Here is an 18,369-nt window from a genome sequence, read left to right on the forward strand (position 1 = left end):
ATGGCCAACAGCAATACAAATCTAGATTCAAACCAACGTACCGAGAACATACAAACGCCAGAGAGATATTCTAGCACTTGGAGAAAAATCCTTGTCGTTAGCGTAGCTGTTATATTAGCAGTATTCGCTATCGTATCGAATAGCTTCTTGAATATGCAAGAAATTTACAGAAATAGCGTATTTCTCATGCTGTCTTCATTTCTAACATTTCTCTTGTACCCTTCTTCAAAGAAAAACGAGAATAGTCCTTTTTCTATCGTAGATATCGTTTTAGCCCTCGGTAGTGCGATTGCTATTGGATATATTTTATATGGTTATTCCAATATCCATATCGATCGCTTGTCTCAGGCAGTTACGATTAACTATATTTTTGCCACAATAGCGATCGTCTTCCTCTTAGAAGCCACTCGTCGTGCACTAGGTTGGTTTATTCCAATTTTAATCATATTGGCTATGGTGTATAGTATTGTCGGTCCTTACTTTTCCGGTGTTTTTGGCCATGCTGGTTTTAGTATCGAAAGGCTATTATATCGCGTATATATGACTACGGAAGGCATATTTGGCATGACGTTATCGATAGCTGCCACATATATTGTTATTTTTATTATTTTAGGAGCATTTCTTAGTGTGAGTGGAGCTTCAAAATTATTTAATGACCTCGCACTAGCTTTTGCTGGAAGATATAGCGGCGGTCCAGCTCAAGTCTCTGTATTAACAAGTGCCTTAACAGGTTCATTGAGCGGCAGCGCCGTAGCTAATGTTGCCACGACCGGCACATTTACGATTCCTTTAATGAAATCAGTGGGCTTTAGATCACGGTTCGCTGGAGCTGTAGAGGCTACAGCATCTACAGGTGGAATGATGATGCCCCCAATCATGGGCGCAGCGGCGTTTATAATGGCGGGATTTCTTGGAGTTCCCTATTCAGTCATTGTGCTAGCCGCAATTATTCCGACCTTTTTGTACTTCGGAGCCTTAATTCTTGCTATTAACATTGAATCTAGGAAACAGGGATTAAAAGGTATTAGTAAAGAATCAATACCCCAAGTTTTTAAAGTACTCAAAGAGCGAGGATTATTATTACTTCCCCTGATAATAGTAGTTTACTTTTTACTATCGGGACGGACGCCTTTATTTGCTGGGTTTGTTGGTATCATAAGTATCATTATTGTAAGTTGGCTTACATTAGATCCTTCGACACGCATCACACCTAGAAAATTGATTCAAGGTCTTTATGAAGGAGCAAAAGGCACTGTGCAAGTGACCATGGCATGTGCATCTATTGGTATTATGATTGCCGTTATATCGATGACAGGCTTAGGAGAAGCTATTAGTACAAATATTTTGGCTATCTCAAGCGGAAATTTATTAATAGCTTTATTTTTAGTAATGCTCACCTGTATCGTTTTGAGCCTAGGTCTCCCTTCCACAGCTTTATATATTATTGTGTCTGTCACAGTAGCTCCTGTACTTATTGACATGGGGATTAATGATGTTGCTGCTCACTTCTTTGTTTTCTGGTTTGGGGTGCTTTCTAGCATTACTCCTCCTGTAGCACTTGCTTCTTACACCGCTTCAGGCATAGCTAAATCAGATGCCATGCAAACCTCTTGGAGTGCTTTACGTTTAGCACTACCTGGGTTCATCATACCGTTTTTAATTGCTTTTAACCCAGCCATAGTTATGCAAGGAAGCAATAACAACTTTCTTGATATCATACTAACACTGCTGTTAGCTTCCTCGATCGTATTTGCCCTAACCATAGTATTAGCAAAATACTTCTTAAAACCTTTATTATGGTGGGAACAACTACTTTTTGTCTTTCCTATAATATTATTATTATTTACAAATGTATTTACTATCATGCTTGGAGTTTTACTCTTGGGAGGTGCTGTAGCCATACAAATTTATCGTTATCATTACCAAGGTCGATCTTACGACACGGCTTTTAAGAAAGGAGACTATTAGATGCCTGAATCTCTCTATCGCAAAAAAGTATCAACTCAAGTTTTAGAATTAATGCAAGAGAAAATCAGAACAGGAGAATATGCTCCTGGCGATAAACTCCCTCCCGAAATAACCTTAGCCAAGCAATTTGGAGTTAGTCGCACAGCTATACGCGAAGCTTTAAATATTCTCTCTATTAGTGGCGTAGTGACTTCCTTACAAGGGGGCGGCCGACAAATCAACGAAGTTAATTTGGTAAACATGTTAGAAGTCATCCCTTATTCTTTGATTGACGTTAGTGAAATTATTGATTTGCTCGAAATGCGTATGGTGTTTGAAGTAGAAGCTGCTGCCCTAGCCGCTCAACGACATGAAGAAGAGGACGAAATTGAACTTTTGAAAGCGCTCAATCAATTTAAAGGTACTTTGACAAACAAAGAAAGCATAGGGTTTGAAGCAGATTACCAGTTTCACCTCGTTTTAATCAGAGCAGCTAAAAATGCTTTTTTCGAGCAAACATTTATTAATATTAGTACCGTTCTGCAAAACTCTTTACAGTTTTCTTTATCAAAAAACCTCGGAAAGCCTAGAAAAAGAAAAGAGGTATATCATGAACACGAAATGATCTACGAAGCTTTTTGTGCAAGGGATAGTGACACGATCAAAGCAACAATGCAGGCTCATTTAATGAATGTTAAAACTAAATTGGAAGAAATTAAATCGATGGGAGATTAATTAAGACAAAGCCTATCACCAATAGAAATAACGAAAAGAATTTTCCCCATCACTTTGTTGTATTTTTAATCGTCTATAACTGTAGTTTGCAAGCAATAATTAATAAACGTTTTAACTATTAATTTAATCAATAAAGAGGGAGAGAAATCAATGGAAGATTATATTATTATCGGCGGTGGGATCGTAGGCTTGTCCGTTGCCTACGAGCTAACAAAGCAGCATCCTCATGCAAACGTCACTGTACTTGAAAAAGAAGAAAAAGTAGCTTTTCATCAAACGGGTCATAATAGCGGTGTTATTCATTCTGGTATTTATTACACACCTGGAAGTCTAAAAGCTCGTCTAGCGAAACAGGGAAATAAATCCATGCGTCAATTTGCAGAAAAGCATCAAATACCGATAGACATCTGTGGAAAAGTCATCGTCGCCACAGAAGAAAAGGAATTGCCCCACCTTGAAAATCTTTATCAACGGGGGCTTCAAAATGAATTGGACATTGAAAAATTAAGCAAATCAGAACTTTTAGAAAAAGAACCTCATGTTCGAGGAATAGCAGGCATTTACGTACCTTCAACTGGCATTATTGATTACTCAAAAGTTTCCAATAAGCTTGCTGAACTCATCGAACAACAAAATGGCCAAATTAAATATGGTACTGCCGTAACAGCTATTTCGGAAAACACTGATAGCGTAGAAATTAACACCAACAAAGAAGTTTATAACGGCCGTTACTTAATTAATTGTGCTGGTTTGCAAAGTGATCGGATAGCTGAACTCGCTGGTTACCACTTGGACCTAAAAATCGTACCTTTTCGGGGGGAATATTATAAATTTGTCGAAGAGAAAAGAGATCTCGTACGTAATTTGATTTACCCTGTCCCCAATCCCGAATTCCCCTTTTTAGGTGCTCACTTCACTCGTATGATGGATGGTAATGTTGATGCTGGGCCTAACGCCGTTCTTGGTTTCAAGCGAGAAGGATATAAAAAGCGGGATATCAACATTAAGGACTTATCTGAAGTCCTTCTTTACAAAGGATTCTGGAAGCTTGCTAAACCTTACTTAAAAGAAGGCATAGGAGAAATGATCCGTTCCGTAAATAAAAAGAAATTTGTGCAAAATCTTCAGAAATTAATTCCAGAAGTCCAGGAAGAAGACCTTATAATAGGACCGCGCGGAGTACGGGCCCAGGCTTTAACGAAAGATGGGAAAATGGTTGATGATTTTTACATTGTTTCTGGTAAGAAAAGTTTACATGTGTGCAATGCACCATCACCAGCGGCAACTGCTTCTCTAGAAATCGGTAAGAATATTGTAGAACGTATACATGTTGAAGAAGAACGCAAAGAAAAAGCAAGCGTAAATGTTTAAGTTCCACTGAAATCAGTTACTATATATTCGATGGAATCCTTGATCTAAGCATATAATAGGCTTTCTTGCTAGGTGCATGAATTGGTTTAAGGAGGGACAAGCAGATATGGATTTGGGATTAAAAGGAAAAGGCGTATTAGTTTTAGCTTCAAGTACTGGTTTGGGAAAAGCTGGAGCGATGGAATTTGCCAAAGAAGGGGCCAAAGTGATGCTTTTTAGCTCTTCGTCGGATAAACTTATAGATACAGTAGAAGAGATTAAGCGTACAACAAATAATAATAGCGTTTTCTATTCCGTAGGAGACATGACAAAGCGAGAAGATATTGAAAGCGTAGTAGAAAAAAGCGTTTCTGAACTGGGTCGAATTGATGTTTTAGTAAACAATACCGGAGGGCCACCTGCTGGCCCCTTTACTGCCTTTTCTGACGCAGATTGGCAGCAAGCTTATGAATTAGTTTTATTAAGTTTTATTCGATCCATTCGAGCTGTGATTCCCCATATGAAAGCCCAGGGAGGTGGACGTATAATTAACTCTACGTCGTCATCCGTGAAAAGCGTTATCGATAATTTAATATTATCTAATACATTACGCGCAGGCGTACTCGGTTTAACAAAAACACTTTCTCAAGAATTAGGTCCGGATAATATTCTTATTAATGTCCTTGGACCAGGCCGAATTGAAACCAACAGAACAAAACAGCTTGATGAAAACAAAGGAAAAAAGTTGGGAATGTTATCAGAAGAGATAAAAAATCAAAGCATAATGAGCATCCCCTTAGGGCGTTACGGAACCTCAGAGGAATACGCAAAATTAATGGTATACCTCTGTTCTGAAGCGAATACATACATTACAGGCCAAACTATTCTTGCTGATGGAGGATTTGTTAAAGCATTATAAATAGAATGCTTGCATCATTTCCTTAGTTAGTAGACTATTTATTGCCATCACGTTTTGTCTTTTCGATGATTCTAGCGCCTCTCTTAATTAAGAAATAAAAATAGCTTTAATCGTAAATTTTGGTTTTCCAATTGCATCTGCCAACTCCTGTTGGGAAAAAGCCTGACGTTGGCGTTCAGTTTTGATGGTTGCCGCAAGGACTGATTTCAGCTTAAATCGATCAATATATGCTTTTCCCATAACTTCTTGGTAACGATCGAATGCTTTGCTCATCTCAATGTCTTCCTTTGTCTTTATCGTTGTTATCTGGAATCATTCGCACCATAAGCGTCGTAACACTGTTCAGCTGGGCCAATGTCCGGTCGTCGGATCGTCCCCGTTATACGTCTTATTGAATTGTGCAACAGCAGCACCTTCTGCCCTTCATGAATCACAAGCAGCAAATGGTGCTTGCCAGTTTTAAGGCCATCGATTTCCCAGCGTTATAGTGTCTCTCCCTGTGTGATTCTCTTCAGAGGGCAAGGGTCATGTTCGAGGGTCGATCAATACCAGATATACTGATCTGCCGTTTTGTCCCAAAATCTCTAGAGATCTAGTTTTTTCCATTCCTGTGTTGCCGCATCGAACAGCCAATTTTCGGACGCTGGAATATTTCCAAACGCTTCTACATCATATACCATCGTTAGTCCATCCATTCTCATAAGAATATCCCTACCCTTCTGATAGTATAGATGCTATCAGAAGGGTAGGGATCATAGTCGATGCCAGCAAAAGCGGGACCTGCTTCCAATAATCTACTTTGTGTTAACACATTGTGAAAAATGGGCTAAGTCAATGACTTGATTCGTCGTCATCTGTTTCAGCTTCTACTTTATGCAGCCACCGGGACCGGCGGCAGCACACTGTGTTTGTCTATCTACCTATCTATTATTTTTACTGACAAAACGATTAACCGCATTGAAGATCAGGGTGATCCTTCATCAGAACGGTTTTCCTGTAAGAATAACTCCCCAAAGTTTATCTACCTTTTAGTCATCAAGGGCCCAATGCCGATCGGCCATGAACGAGACCGTCAGCCATTTTTTGGGTGTTGCGCCGGTCAATATTGCGGCCAGTTTTTCTCGCATTTCATCTTGTTTTTTTAGGGAATTGAGGGGGCTACTTTCCAGCGCCACAATATCAATTTCCACCCAAAGAGTACGCCCGACCTTGGTTATCCGCAGAAAGCTTTCTTCGACATTATAGTCGGCAGCCAGCTCCTCTAACGTTTCTTCCATGCGACGGCGTATTCCTTCATGCGAGCTCATCGCCAAAACCTCCCGAAGGGCTAGGCGCATTTCTTTCAGCGGAAACCGCAAAAAGTATACGGATACGAGCAGTACCATGACTGGATCGACATAAGGAATAAACGACGGGAACCACTGAAAAATTTCAAGCATAAAGGCGACGAGAAATCCCACAAACACTCCCATACTGACGAGCGTATCCATGAGCCACTGATTGGATTCCGCCTTTAATAAGGCCGACTGCGAACGGGAAGCCTGCACGTGTAAATAACGAGCGACAGCTCCACACGCGAGCAATCCGATAAACGAGTAAACAAACGCCGGTCCTACTTGCATGTCCCGTCCTCCTTGGAACAGGGACACCAGGGCGGCCGCTGCCGAACCCGCGATCAACAGCAGAATAACCATGTACTTGAATAACACCACGAGAGGTTCCACGATGTCCAACCCAAAGGGGTATCGTTTCCAGTCGGTCGTTGCCATCCATGTAGCCGCCGCTAGCGAGACACAGGAGAGCGCCACCCCGACCAGCGAATATAACCCGTCGAATACAATCATTTGCGATTGGACCCATAAGCCTAAGATCATACCGGTGCCTGAAAACAGAACAGTGGCCATGATCGAGATCCAAAGTATTTTCTTTTCTTGTTTCATATTCATTCGATCACCCCCTTATCTTGCGAGAGCTCGTACAAGCATGAGCTTCAGTTCGGCCTTGGCCTGCCGTTGATCGTTCGTCCCCGATCGGGACAAATAATGGCTTTCTGCGGCGTGCTCGACCAGGCCGATCGTGTTGTTAACCATTAGCTTCAACTCCAGTTCATTCGTCAGTTGATGGTGCTGTTGTAATTGCACGAATTGCGCTTGCAGCCAATCATAGTAGGGGCGATAAATCGCTTCCCAACGCTCAAAGGAGTAATAGAGCGACATCCCGCTATAGCACATGCTAATCGAATCCTGAAATTCTTCCGTGATCTGAAACGTTATGGCGATCACGATATCAATGATTTCGGTGAGGGTGCCTGCATCTCCATGCGCTTTCATGCGAGCCAACTGTTCGTTTAGGATATGAGAAGCAATGGCCGGCACGAGCTCTTTTTTCGATTCGAAATAATTATAAAACGTCCCCTGAGCTACACCGGCTTCCTTCACTAGGTGGGAGACTGACGTTTGATCGAATCCTTCCCGATGAATGACGGTGATGGCCGCTTTCAATAATTGATCGTAGGTGGTCTGTTTCATGGTTGCCTCCTGTAAATTTGTGCTTCTATCACTAATAGTGACTGACAGTCAGTCACTAGTGATAATACTAAAACTATTCGATAAAATCAACCTGCTAGAAACAAAGCGAACCTAGTTGAAGCAGGATGGTTATATTTCTCTGATAGCGAAGCAAATTCTAGATAATTCCTTCTCTACTTGGTTTTCGTCGTCGAAGAACTTTAAACGGCTTGCCTCATTTGGATATCAAGGGCAAGCCGTTTGAGAATTTGATGTATTTTCGCTATCTACTTGACGATGAAAGTTCAATTCATGATTATATTTCTATTTATACTTAATCAATCGTTCAGCTTTTGATCGACTTTAACGAATAACGTCATTATAAATTTGACCTTCACCTTCTTCCCCAATGCTAACAATCTTTAAACGCTCTTCGTCCAAAATGTATATTGATTTGTATTCAGGATTGCCATTGTTTGCATAAACAATCACTCGACTATTTCCTTCCTCATTTTCTACGTTTACAGATTCGAAATCTGAGCCTATTTCTTTTTCAACTACGTCTAGCTCAGCCCAGTCATTTTCAGCAAAAAAGCTTGTATCCTTCTCCTCGTTCTCCCCACAAGCAGCTAGTAATCCCGCAGTTAGAACCATCGCGATTGTCATCTTCATCGTTTTTTCATTTAGGGCTCCTCCCTCCCATTCGTTGTTCTTACAGTCGGGCTAACAATGGCAATATGACTATCATAACGACACACACCGGAATCGACAAGACATACAGGCGCGTCCTGGCAGCAAGCCCACCGTTTAATCAACGGTGACACTGTCCTTTCACCATTAATTAGGTATGAAAAAACAGCCCTCCGGCTTGCTACCATAGAATACGTCGAACGATAAGGAGATTGCTTGGAGGAGAATGATTTCCCCCAAACCATATAGCATGCGTCTTGGCAAACGAGGGCTCGCCTCCTCAACGCTTCTTATCCAGTGATCCACGACCACACGACCGCAACGGTGCCTTGCAGGATCAGTACGTAGAATCCCAGACCGATGTAAATGACCGCCACGACCCAGCGGCCCACGTATTCGATTGCGGTCGATACACCGGGTAGACGACTCAATTGCTGGGCACTAAATACTAAAATCAATATCCATACAGCGAAGGTGACCAGTGTGGTCATCAGGGCCGATGCCGAGATGGAAACAAAATAAGGCACAAACAAACCAATATTATCGGCCCCGCAGCTAGCAATGACAACGAGGGCAACCGTCGTGGAGAGGTTTGTTCGCTGGTGCTGATGCAGTTGCTGGTCCCCATCATCCTCATCGCCCATGAGGGCGATTTTGATCCCCAGGTACAACGGAATCAGGCCCAGCAAGCCTAACATCCAGTCCTCCGGGACCACGCGTAATACAAAAGCGAAAAACAGACTAACACCGATAAGCACCAACGAGCCCCTGTAGTGCCCGAGATAAATCTGGCCATACTGCTTCTTTGTGGTCGCCTAACCGAAAAAGAGCAGGAGTAACACCACTAGATCAATTGCCGTGGCTGCATAAAGCACCGAAGCTGTTCCGATAGTCGTTAGCATGGTACCTCTTCCTTTCTTCTCCCACGGGTTATTGGGGGCCTGATAAAAAACGCGCCAAACATAGCTGCTCGGCGCGTAGTTTGGGCGGATTGGCCCCAGTTGATTTCTCGATTAAGACATCCGGAACAGCCGAAGACTGTAAAAACAAGGGCTTTCCTGTATTTAGGAGAGCCCTTGTTTTTATTAATTAACTTATATACTAAAAACATTGGTGTTAATGGTGCTTAAGTATAAATTCGTTTCCTTCGTGAACTCTTTCTTCACTAATTTTAACTTTATTAAGCCAAATATCTTCGATTTCTTCGGAGGCTTATTTTTCCTCTCAGGAACGAATTTCCACACGAACAAAAATGCCAAAGTACTAATGACCCTGTAAATAAAGAAAGAAGATGCTCCAAATGCTTCATTATAGAGGTGAAAACGCGGAAAATACCGCTAGATTAGCACCCCAATGCAATGTTGTAGCAATCAATATCACTTCTCTTCTAATTTTAATACTTTTTTTCCATATCTTCTACGGAATACGTACGGCCATCTACATCTTTATAGATAACATGAGCTCTATGGAATTCGGTGGGGGAATGGAGACCGGCCGCCACTGCCAAATTATGCATGCCCTCCCGCATCGAAATAATAAAATTAGTGACACGGTACGATTTTTCTTCTACGTCCAGGGCTTCCTGTCGCTTCGGATCTGTAGTAGCCACACCGACCGGGCACTCATTTGTATGGCAAACCTGGGCCATGATACAACCCACGCTGATCATGAACCCTCTCGCCACATGAATCAAATCAGCGCCTAAAGCAAGCGCTGTGACCGCCTTATTTGGCGTTAAAAGTTTCCCTGAAGCAACGATAGTAATTTTATCTCTAAGCCCTGTTTCATTCAGTGCTTCTTCAAGCATCGGTAGCGCTGAGAATAACGGAAGAGACACACTGTCAGCCATTTCTTTGTATGAGGCTCCAGTACCTCCTTCGCTTCCGTCAAGCGTAATAAAGTCCGGAAGAATAGCCGAAGCTTTCAATTCCTCCGCCAGCCTGGCAGCATGCTGTTTTGAGCCGAGGGTAATTTTTATACCAACCGGCTTATTACTCAACCGCCGCAGTTCTTCTAAAAACGACATCAGTTTTTCCGTCGTTTCGATACCTTTGAAACGGTTCGGGCTGTCTATCGTTTTCCAGGGCTCTACGTTACGAATGGAAGCAATTTTCTCCGTAACCTTCGCTCCATCAACGTGACCGCCTCGCTGCTTTGCCCCCTGGGCCAACTTAATCTCTATAGCTTTCACTTGCTCGTGTGCCGCCTGCTTCCTGAACAGCTCCGGGTTGAAGTTTCCGGCCTGGTCTCGTGCACCAAACAAGCCGGGGCCAATCTGCCATATAATATCTGCCCCGCCCGACAGATGATACTCCGACAGCCCACCTTCGCCCGTATTCATCCAGGAACCGGAAGCCCGGGCATTTCCAATAGACAATGCTTTGATCGCCCGGTCTCCGAGCGAGCCGTAGCTCATTCCCGACTGGCCGATGAGTCCTTTAACATGGAAGGGTTGCTTCACCCCGCTATGCTTTCCGAGCGTGATGGTATCCTTCTCATCAAGAAGATATGGATCGAATGATTCCTCCACATGATGCTCCTGCCGGGTAAACAGCCGTTCATTATCGATCTCATATACTTTGCTGAGCACGGCATCCGCCTTACGGTCTCGGCGTATCTCCTCTTCTAACGTTGGGTACATGTCGTTTACAATGTAATATCCGTTCGTATTAAAATTTTCTTTTGAACCATAGCCTAGCATACGTGTTTTGTACTTACCAGCCTTGACAGTGGAAACAAATTGCTCCCTTGAAAAGGGTTTCCCTTCAAGATCATTGTTAAATAAATACTGGCGAAATTCCGGTCCCGTTTTCTCGATTAAATAGCGCATTCTGCCCAGAACCGGAAAGTTTTTCAAAATAGCGTGCTGTTTCTGCTGGCGGTCCCTGACATACATCCAAAGCACGAGCCCTGCCGGCACGAATACAATAAACACTATTAAGAGTCCCAAAAGGACAATAATAGTCGTTTCCATATCCAACCCGTCTCCTTTCTCTACCGATGTCTCCATCTCGAACCCGTTTTGCACCATTGGAGAACTAGCGGTCTTTTTCATTTTCTATCATTCTTTTCAGCGTTTCTACAGTCTTCCACATCTTTTCGTACATTTATACAGCATCTTCTTCATGTATACTTCCCCGGCGGCTGGAACATTAAGCATGCTTTACACGATTAAAACAAGAATAGGGACAGTTTTAAAAATAAATAGATATCTGTTAAGCAAATATGGAAATAAGTAAAGCTTTTAAATGAGCTGATTCCATGTTCTATCGGTGCTTAACCCGTTTGAGTGTTTTTGATATCGTTGAGGTGGTAACACCGTCACAGTGGCTAATCGTTATCACTCAGTCCTTATCAGCGGTACAAAGCGAGTCCTCATTGCTTGGAAGAGCAATAACGACTTTAGTATTCTTTCTAGTAAGAAGAAATTTTTGCACTAAGGAGAAGAAAAATATGCCTTACTCTAACCAAAGAGAAAAATCTTTGAGTACTCGGTCTTCAGAGCTTAACGCTGCCATTATTTTTATGTATATTTCAGGATTGCTTTTTTTAGATGGGATCTGTTCGGTGACGGTTTACCGTTAACCAATTTTAGTGCAGAACTAATATTTAAATTAATGGCTCTATTTTTCATGTTTTTTAGTTTTAAAAAATTTATTAATTTTTTAAAAAACAATAGTGCTCAGTAAGTATACTAAAAGAGTTGCTTTTTAATTTTTCAATTTTAATGCTTTAAATCGTCAAATTAAGTTAGACAACATATCAGGCTCCAGGTACCTTATGAATACTTCCAACGGGGTGAAATAGTCTAACGATTTTCTTGGGAGATGATTTCTTTTGGGGGGCACAGTGGAAACATACCACTGCTCCACGTCCTGAAAATCCATGTGTTTGGGCAATTTATCCTTTCGAAGCAAATTATTCGAATGTTCGTTTGGTCCGCGCTGAAAAGGGTGTTCCCAGATCGGCAAAAGAAAGGGCAAGATCGTGTCTATTCCTAATCAACCACCAGTTGGAAAAACTTTGCCGCAGTCAAAGGAGATAGATTTAAAGAGGTATTTCAAGAAGCGTCCGCATGGTTGAAGAGTAATAATCACTTTTGAGAAGGGCTCGACCAGGGTACTCACGGCACTTTGGTGGTGACGCCCAACAATAGCCTCACCTTCTAAGTGCCCGAATTCCTGCCGAAAGGCTGGATAATTCCGGTTTCTAACCGCAAGTGTCCGAAGAAACGACTGCTTTCCTCAACGTTCCTAATGTCCATTCGGTTTTAGCTTTCCTTTCCTCGGCAGCGTCTTTCGATTCAGCGCCCGTTGCTCGAATAGACGGTACAGCATGCTTCTGGAACAGGGAAACGGACGCTTCCATGAGGAGAACTTCATTCGTGCGAAGATGGGTACAGGTCGTTCTTGCCCATTTCTATGAGTTCTTTAGTCGGAAATTCATCTTGAGTGTGTCTCGAATGATCTTTTTCGTTGTCTAGCTTATTTGCACAATTGGCGATTACAAAAAGCTTAAAGCATTTCTTAGTTGACAACGATATGAAAGCGCTATATTATATTTATAAACGTTATAACGTTATGATGTTTAATATTGGTGTGCATGCTTATTAGTTATCAATATTTTTCGAGGAGGGCAGAATAAATGGAAAAGTTGGCGAAAGACCTTATCAAATTCATGGGTGGAGAACAAAATATTAAAACGGTGACGCACTGTGCAACAAGACTAAGAACCGAATTAAAGGATAAAAGCTTAGTAGACACTCAAAAAATAAGAGATACCAAAGGCGTTATGGGTGTTGTTGATAGCGAGTCTACGTTTCAAATCGTCATCGGCACGAATGTTAATGAAGTTTACGAAGAAATTATTAAAAGAACGGAACTACAAGAAAAAGAAAAAATAAATATACGTCATGAGGAAGACGTCAAAGAAGAAAAGAAAGAACAAAATACATTCAAACGGTATTTTAATCATTTTTTAGAAATTGTCATAAGCATTTTCACTCCATTATTACCTTTGTTCGCTGGTGCCGGTTTATTACGAGGATTCACGATTTTAGCCACCCAGATTGGTGTTTTGAATGAAGATAGTAATACTAACTTAATCCTGACCCTAGCTGCTACTTCCGTTTTTCAGTTCCTTCCTCTGCTTGTAGCGATTACAGCCGCGAGACGATTTAAAACGAGCCCTTATATTGCGTTAGCGATCATGGGAGCATTATTGATGCCTGATTTTTTAGCTCTAGTAGAAAACGAGACGGACTCCATTAGTTATATGGGTGTTCCGGTACCCATTTTTGATTACAGCGGCCAAGTTATACCAGCCATCTTAACAGTATGGGTTCAATCGAAATTAGAACACTTCATGAAAGGAAAATTGGTACAAAGTTTGCACATGGTGGTTATTCCTACGGTCTTATTATTTTTGTTGGTCCCGTTAGTGGCGATCGTCATTGGACCTATCGGCAATTACTTGAGTATTTTATCGGCGCAAGGTGTTGATCTTGTCATTTCGTCGAACAGTGTCATCGCCGGAGCGATCATTGGAGGGATCTGGAACATCTTCATCATGTTTGGCATTCACTGGGCTCCAAATACCACCGTCGTTATCCCGAACATTGCCTCTACAGGAGAATCCAGTATAATCGCCTATGCCGCCAATGCTAATTTCGGTATGGCTGGTGCAGTGTTAGCCGTCTTTTTACGAAGCAAAAGCAAAACGCTCCAATCATTTTCCATTACCTCCATCACCTCGGTGTTTTTATCCGGTATCGTGGAACCAGCCATTTATGGTCTGGGCGTTAAACTAAAAACCCCATTGGTTGCTGGATGTGTGGGCGCAGCTATTGGCGGCGCATTTATGGGATTCTTTAACGTAGTCGGATATGCTTTTGTTTTTGGGGGGCTGACAACCATTCCCGCTTTCGCCGGGCCTACCTTATGGGCGTATATCGTAGGATTAACTATTTCATTTGTTTCCGCGATGGTTTTGACGTTGATCCTTGGATTTAAAGAATCCAACAATATGGAAGAAGAATAACAAAGGAGAAGATTATTATGGAAAAGAACATTCTAGGGAGTCTCGCTTTAGCAGCCATGGGGGACGCGATGGGGGCCGCCACCGAAAACCTTACGTTTCATCAAATTCGAGAAACATTTCATGGACAGGTCACGGAATTTCAGAAGCCAGGTGACACCGCCTTTGCTTTAGGGAATGAACCAGGTCAAGTGACGGACGATTTTTCCCAAATTTATCTGATTCTCCAAGAGGTTTTAGAAACGAAAGAGCAAACCATCACCACCGAAATCGTCAAACAGGCCATGATCAAGTGGTCCAACATGCCCGTCTACTTTAATCGTTTTGCCGGGCCTACCACCAGAAGTGCTATTGCCATGTACAAAGGCGAAAAACAAGAAATGCAGCCTCTCGAGGGTGCAGTCATCGTTGACTATGCATCCAAAGCCACCAACGGGGCTGCTATGAAAATTTCTCCTGCGGGGTTATTTCATCCCGGTCATCAAGATGCGGCCATCCAAGATGCCATCACGATCACAAGAGTGACACATGACAATCATTTAGCCATATCTGGAGCTAGTGCCGTTGCTTCTGCCGTTAGTGCTTCTTTAAAAGAAGAAGTCACCTTTGATGAGATTTTGGAAGCGGGGTTATATGGTGCTATCGAGGGCGAGCGTTTAGGACAAGATACCAGCCGAACGGTAGCTGGGGCCAGCGTCGTGGAACGAATGAAATTGGCTTTTGATATCGTCGAGGAACCTGGCTCCAAAGAAGAAAATCTGTTAAAACTCTATCAGCTCATCGGAAGCGGCTTACATGTCTCCGAAGCGGTGCCATGTGCGTTTGGGATTATCAAAGCAAATCATGGAAATGCTCAACAGGCGGTTATCGATGCGGTGAACATCGGGTATGACACCGATACGATAGCTACCATTGTCGGCGCCATCGTCGGGGCCATAAGTGAGAAAAACAGGGAATTTTATGATATGATAGACTTTATCGAGAAGGCAAATGATTTTGACATCACGAGCCTAGCTCAGCGTCTCGCTTCTCGAATATCATAAGACTGGAAGAGGTTACTATGATTGACTCTACGAAAACGAACGAGCCCCTGTATAAGCAAATTTACAATGAATTGCTTCAAAAAATCATTCGTAACGAATATCATGAGGGCGATATTTTGCCTTCCGAACCAGCATTGCAAGACACGTACGGAGTAAGTCGTATCACGATTCGTCGGGCGATGGATATTTTACAAACCAATGGCTATGTTAAAAAACACTCGGGCATCGGAACTATTGTGATGAACACCAAACACGGACTGCAGCTAAAGAGAATTTCGAGCTTTAGTGAAGACAACTTGAATCGAGACGCTCTTTCCGAATTAGTCTCTTTCGATATTGTGGAGGCGCCTCTCCAAGTGGTGACGAAATTACACTTGCGTGAAGATGTTCAAGTGTACAAAATTGAACGTTTACGCATCATAAACGGCGAAAAAGTAGGTTTCCATCGCTCCTTTATTCCGATTAATAAAGTGGAGATTACTCAAAGCGATATGGTGTCACCCCAAGCGTCTCTTTATCAAGTACTCCGAGCGCATGACATTCACTTAACCACAGCCAATGAAACCATTGAAGCCATGAGCGCCACCTCCATGCTGCAGGACCAATTGCAGTTAGAAGACCATGCGCCATTACTTTATATCGAACGGTGTTCTTTTGATCATCACGAGGGTATCGAATTTGCGGAAATCTATTATCGTGCGGATCGGTACAAGTACCATGTTGAACTAGAAGGAGAATGACATGAATGGGGCCTCTTCTTTGAGAGGCCCTGTTCATGTTTATTTTATATATTACATCGAAAATTTCATTAACATAATCGCGATTATTAGCAACTCCTCACAAAACAAACAAGCATCTCAACTCTTTTCGAAGCTGAGATGCTTTTTTTACTACTTAAGATGAAACAATAATCCAATTATTTAATTATACAAATAGTCAATTTCTTCTTTTTGTATCAATAAATCATATAAATAGACCCTCACTCTTTCTAGGGGAACTGCTGCTTTTCTTAGCTTTTTACACTCAGTTATTTTGACTTATTATTCATTTCATTTTCAATTATTACTTTTTTTATAAATTCTTCTATGTTTTCTTTTAATTGTTCCAAGGCATGCTTCGATTAGGGATTAAGCATCCCTCAGGGCCACCATCCTGTTTAACTGCTTTGGGTATTTCACTTATACCATCTAGTCTCTTCATTGGTTCTGTTTTGCGGGAAATGGATGGGAAGAATTTGAGCAATGATTTTTAAAAGCTCTTCGTGAGGGGTCGTCATACCGGCTTCAATACGTCTGATCGTACGCGTGGATGCCCCGACCGCTTCAGCCAGTTCTCGTTGCGATAAACCTTGCATCCTCCGTTTGATTTTAATGTGCTCTGCTGTCCATACTTCCCGCTTTAATTGATCTATATGAGCTCTTTTCATCACCGTATAATAATATTGCCAGCTCATTTTCATCATAAAATCTCCTTCCTAATAACACCCCTGGAGGTAGCCAAGGTTTTTCCCTTCTGATGAGGCATAGTACTACCAATATATTTCTCAACGATCACGGGGGCAGCTAAGCCTCTTGTCTTCTCTTTCGTTAGTTCGAACGTTTTCTATCGCATTTTATCATTATTCGTTAGCCCTGTCGGAGGATTATTGCAGCATTAATCAAGAAAAAAGGGCAAGACAAATACAAAGGCGTCGCACCTTCCGAAACATTCAAACGATAAAAAGAATCATTGCTTCTTGATTCTTTTTTGCTCTTAAGAGTGTTGGTTTAAATCCCCTAATGGCCAATGAATTACTTTTCTTTTTGTCTTTTTAGAGAGACATTTATGATAGTACTTGTAATGGCCTGATACCTTGAAGGTGAACGGTATTAAGCATTTGAGCCACAAATTCAATCACACAAGGACCACGGTAAACACGCCCATTTATGTCTACAGCTTCTAAAATAAAACAAAAATGGTTATTTGGCTCTTCAAAAAAGAAATGCTTACCGTTTTCAATGACTACTTCCCAAGTTCTAGTCGTACAATTTTTTTGAAATTTTAATATAGCTTCTTGAAAAGAGATGAGTTTTTGATCTAAACAAATATGTCGTAAATAAACCATCGGCAAATCATCCCTTTACTTAAAAGCTTCATACATTGTAGATTTAATTGTCTCAGGAAAAACTAAACCTCTTATTGTTTATCGCTTGCCATCCAGTAATGATCCCTAGGTAATAAATATCTTCCATTGAGCACCCTCTAGACAAATCATTCACTGGACGATTAAGTCCTTGAATAATTGGCCCAATAGCTTGATAACCAGCCAACCTTTCTGTAATCTTGTAAGCTATATTTGCTGAATTTAGATCTGGGAATACCAGCACATTCGCTTCCCCATGAATGACCGAATTTTGATTTTTGCGCGCGGCTATTGCTGGTGTCACAGCTGCATCAAATTGGATTTCTCCTTCAGCAGGATATTCGTCATGCTTATTAATAAATATTTTTGTGGCTTCACTAACTTTTTCGGTATCACTAGAAATTGCAGAGCCATTGGTAGAATAGCTCAAAAAGCCACCTTTGGATTCAAATTATAAAGTTCGGCAGCTTCTGCAGATAGAAACGCTATTTCTGCCAATTCATAACTATTTGGAGAGGGATTGACAGCACAATCTGCAAATAAAAATGTTTTTTCTTGATTATTCATTAGAAAATAGCTACTTATTCGTTGAATACCTTTTTTTGTTTTAATGATTTCTAAAGCCGGCCTTAATACCTCGGAAGTTTTGAAAGTTGCTCCGCCTATTAAACCTTCTCCAATATTGTAATGTAACAAACCCATAGAAAAATAGTTAGTGCTTCGAACTAGTTGGTTAGCGCGGTCTTGAGAATATTTAGTTAGTAATTTTTGAAACAGATAATTGCAAATTTTTTCGTTTGAGTAAAAAGTACTTGGATCCACAATTTCAATATCTGTATTTTTTACATTTTTTACTTTTCTCCACAATTCGTATTCATTTCCTACCAAAATCGGGTGAATAATTTTCTCTCGGGATAACTTTAGCGCAGCTTCAACAACTCGACTATCTTCTCCCTCCATAAAAAGTATAGAAGGTCTTTTTTTTCGCACTTTTTCTATTAGTTCTTCCCACATGTTTTC

Annotated in this window: 15 protein-coding genes and 2 pseudogenes; 8 read left to right on the forward strand and 9 right to left on the reverse strand. The window is 41.5% G+C overall.

Going from position 1 to position 18,369, the window contains the following annotated elements; genetic code table 11:
* From CHL76_RS11730 to CHL76_RS11745, 4 genes are all read left to right on the forward strand, one after another.
* Positions 1 to 1,968: a TRAP transporter permease gene (locus CHL76_RS11730; RefSeq protein ID WP_094908640.1), complete on the forward strand. Its 1,968-nt coding sequence runs from the start codon at positions 1 to 3 to the stop codon at positions 1,966 to 1,968.
* A complete protein-coding gene (locus CHL76_RS11735; protein ID WP_094908641.1) occupies positions 1,969 to 2,682 on the forward strand; it encodes a FadR/GntR family transcriptional regulator in 714 nt (237 codons plus the stop codon).
* A 150-nt stretch (positions 2,683 to 2,832) separates the two neighbouring features.
* A complete protein-coding gene (lhgO, locus tag CHL76_RS11740; protein WP_094908642.1) occupies positions 2,833 to 4,053 on the forward strand; it encodes an L-2-hydroxyglutarate oxidase in 1,221 nt (406 codons plus the stop codon).
* Between the two features lie 106 nt (positions 4,054 to 4,159).
* Positions 4,160 to 4,951: an SDR family oxidoreductase gene (locus CHL76_RS11745; RefSeq protein WP_094908643.1), complete on the forward strand. Its 792-nt coding sequence runs from the start codon at positions 4,160 to 4,162 to the stop codon at positions 4,949 to 4,951.
* 87 nt (positions 4,952 to 5,038) lie between these two features.
* Here CHL76_RS11745 and CHL76_RS11750 read toward each other — a convergent pair whose 3' ends face one another.
* From CHL76_RS11750 to CHL76_RS11775, 6 genes and pseudogenes are all read right to left on the reverse strand, one after another.
* Positions 5,039 to 5,224: a hypothetical protein gene (locus CHL76_RS11750; RefSeq protein ID WP_094908644.1), complete on the reverse strand. Its 186-nt coding sequence runs from the start codon at positions 5,222 to 5,224 to the stop codon at positions 5,039 to 5,041.
* A gap of 755 nt (positions 5,225 to 5,979) precedes the next feature.
* On the reverse strand, positions 5,980 to 6,897 hold the full coding sequence (locus CHL76_RS11755) for a cation diffusion facilitator family transporter (protein ID WP_094908645.1): 918 nt from the start codon (positions 6,895 to 6,897) through the stop codon (positions 5,980 to 5,982).
* A 12-nt stretch (positions 6,898 to 6,909) separates the two neighbouring features.
* Complete coding sequence (locus CHL76_RS11760; protein WP_094908646.1) at positions 6,910 to 7,479, reverse strand: TetR/AcrR family transcriptional regulator; 570 nt, start codon at positions 7,477 to 7,479, stop codon at positions 6,910 to 6,912.
* Positions 7,480 to 7,821: 342 nt separating this feature from the next.
* Complete coding sequence (locus CHL76_RS11765; protein ID WP_094908647.1) at positions 7,822 to 8,130, reverse strand: hypothetical protein; 309 nt, start codon at positions 8,128 to 8,130, stop codon at positions 7,822 to 7,824.
* 308 nt (positions 8,131 to 8,438) lie between these two features.
* A pseudogene (locus CHL76_RS11770) lies at positions 8,439 to 9,050 on the reverse strand (CadD family cadmium resistance transporter).
* A 491-nt stretch (positions 9,051 to 9,541) separates the two neighbouring features.
* Positions 9,542 to 11,122 carry an FMN-binding glutamate synthase family protein gene (locus tag CHL76_RS11775; RefSeq protein WP_094908648.1) on the reverse strand — a complete coding sequence of 527 codons (1,581 nt, stop codon included), beginning with the start codon at positions 11,120 to 11,122 and terminating at the stop codon, positions 9,542 to 9,544.
* 311 nt (positions 11,123 to 11,433) lie between these two features.
* On the opposite strand from CHL76_RS11775, the gene CHL76_RS17095 reads away from it, so the two are divergent.
* The 4 genes from CHL76_RS17095 (at position 11,434) to CHL76_RS11790 (ending at position 15,967) form a co-directional block, all read left to right on the forward strand.
* Positions 11,434 to 11,733, forward strand: a complete 300-nt coding sequence (locus CHL76_RS17095) for a hypothetical protein (RefSeq protein WP_158219169.1) — start codon at positions 11,434 to 11,436, stop codon at positions 11,731 to 11,733.
* Positions 11,734 to 12,792: 1,059 nt separating this feature from the next.
* A complete protein-coding gene (locus CHL76_RS11780) occupies positions 12,793 to 14,187 on the forward strand; it encodes a PTS transporter subunit EIIC (RefSeq protein ID WP_094908649.1) in 1,395 nt (464 codons plus the stop codon).
* A 17-nt stretch (positions 14,188 to 14,204) separates the two neighbouring features.
* Complete coding sequence (locus CHL76_RS11785) at positions 14,205 to 15,227, forward strand: ADP-ribosylglycohydrolase family protein (protein ID WP_094908650.1); 1,023 nt, start codon at positions 14,205 to 14,207, stop codon at positions 15,225 to 15,227.
* Between the two features lie 17 nt (positions 15,228 to 15,244).
* On the forward strand, positions 15,245 to 15,967 hold the full coding sequence (locus tag CHL76_RS11790) for a GntR family transcriptional regulator (RefSeq protein WP_094908651.1): 723 nt from the start codon (positions 15,245 to 15,247) through the stop codon (positions 15,965 to 15,967).
* Between the two features lie 434 nt (positions 15,968 to 16,401).
* Here CHL76_RS11790 and CHL76_RS11795 read toward each other — a convergent pair whose 3' ends face one another.
* From CHL76_RS11795 to pta, 3 genes and pseudogenes are all read right to left on the reverse strand, one after another.
* Positions 16,402 to 16,686, reverse strand: coding sequence for a helix-turn-helix domain-containing protein (locus CHL76_RS11795; protein WP_158219170.1), 285 nt, complete (start codon positions 16,684 to 16,686; stop codon positions 16,402 to 16,404).
* A gap of 363 nt (positions 16,687 to 17,049) precedes the next feature.
* A complete protein-coding gene (locus CHL76_RS11800) occupies positions 17,050 to 17,331 on the reverse strand; it encodes a hypothetical protein (protein ID WP_094908653.1) in 282 nt (93 codons plus the stop codon).
* A gap of 52 nt (positions 17,332 to 17,383) precedes the next feature.
* Positions 17,384 to 18,363 (reverse strand): annotated as a pseudogene (gene pta / locus CHL76_RS17470) (phosphate acetyltransferase).
* Positions 18,364 to 18,369 lie beyond the last annotated feature (6 nt).

This window comes from Marinococcus halophilus (assembly GCF_002265875.1).
Classification (GTDB): domain Bacteria; phylum Bacillota; class Bacilli; order Bacillales; family Marinococcaceae; genus Marinococcus; species Marinococcus halophilus.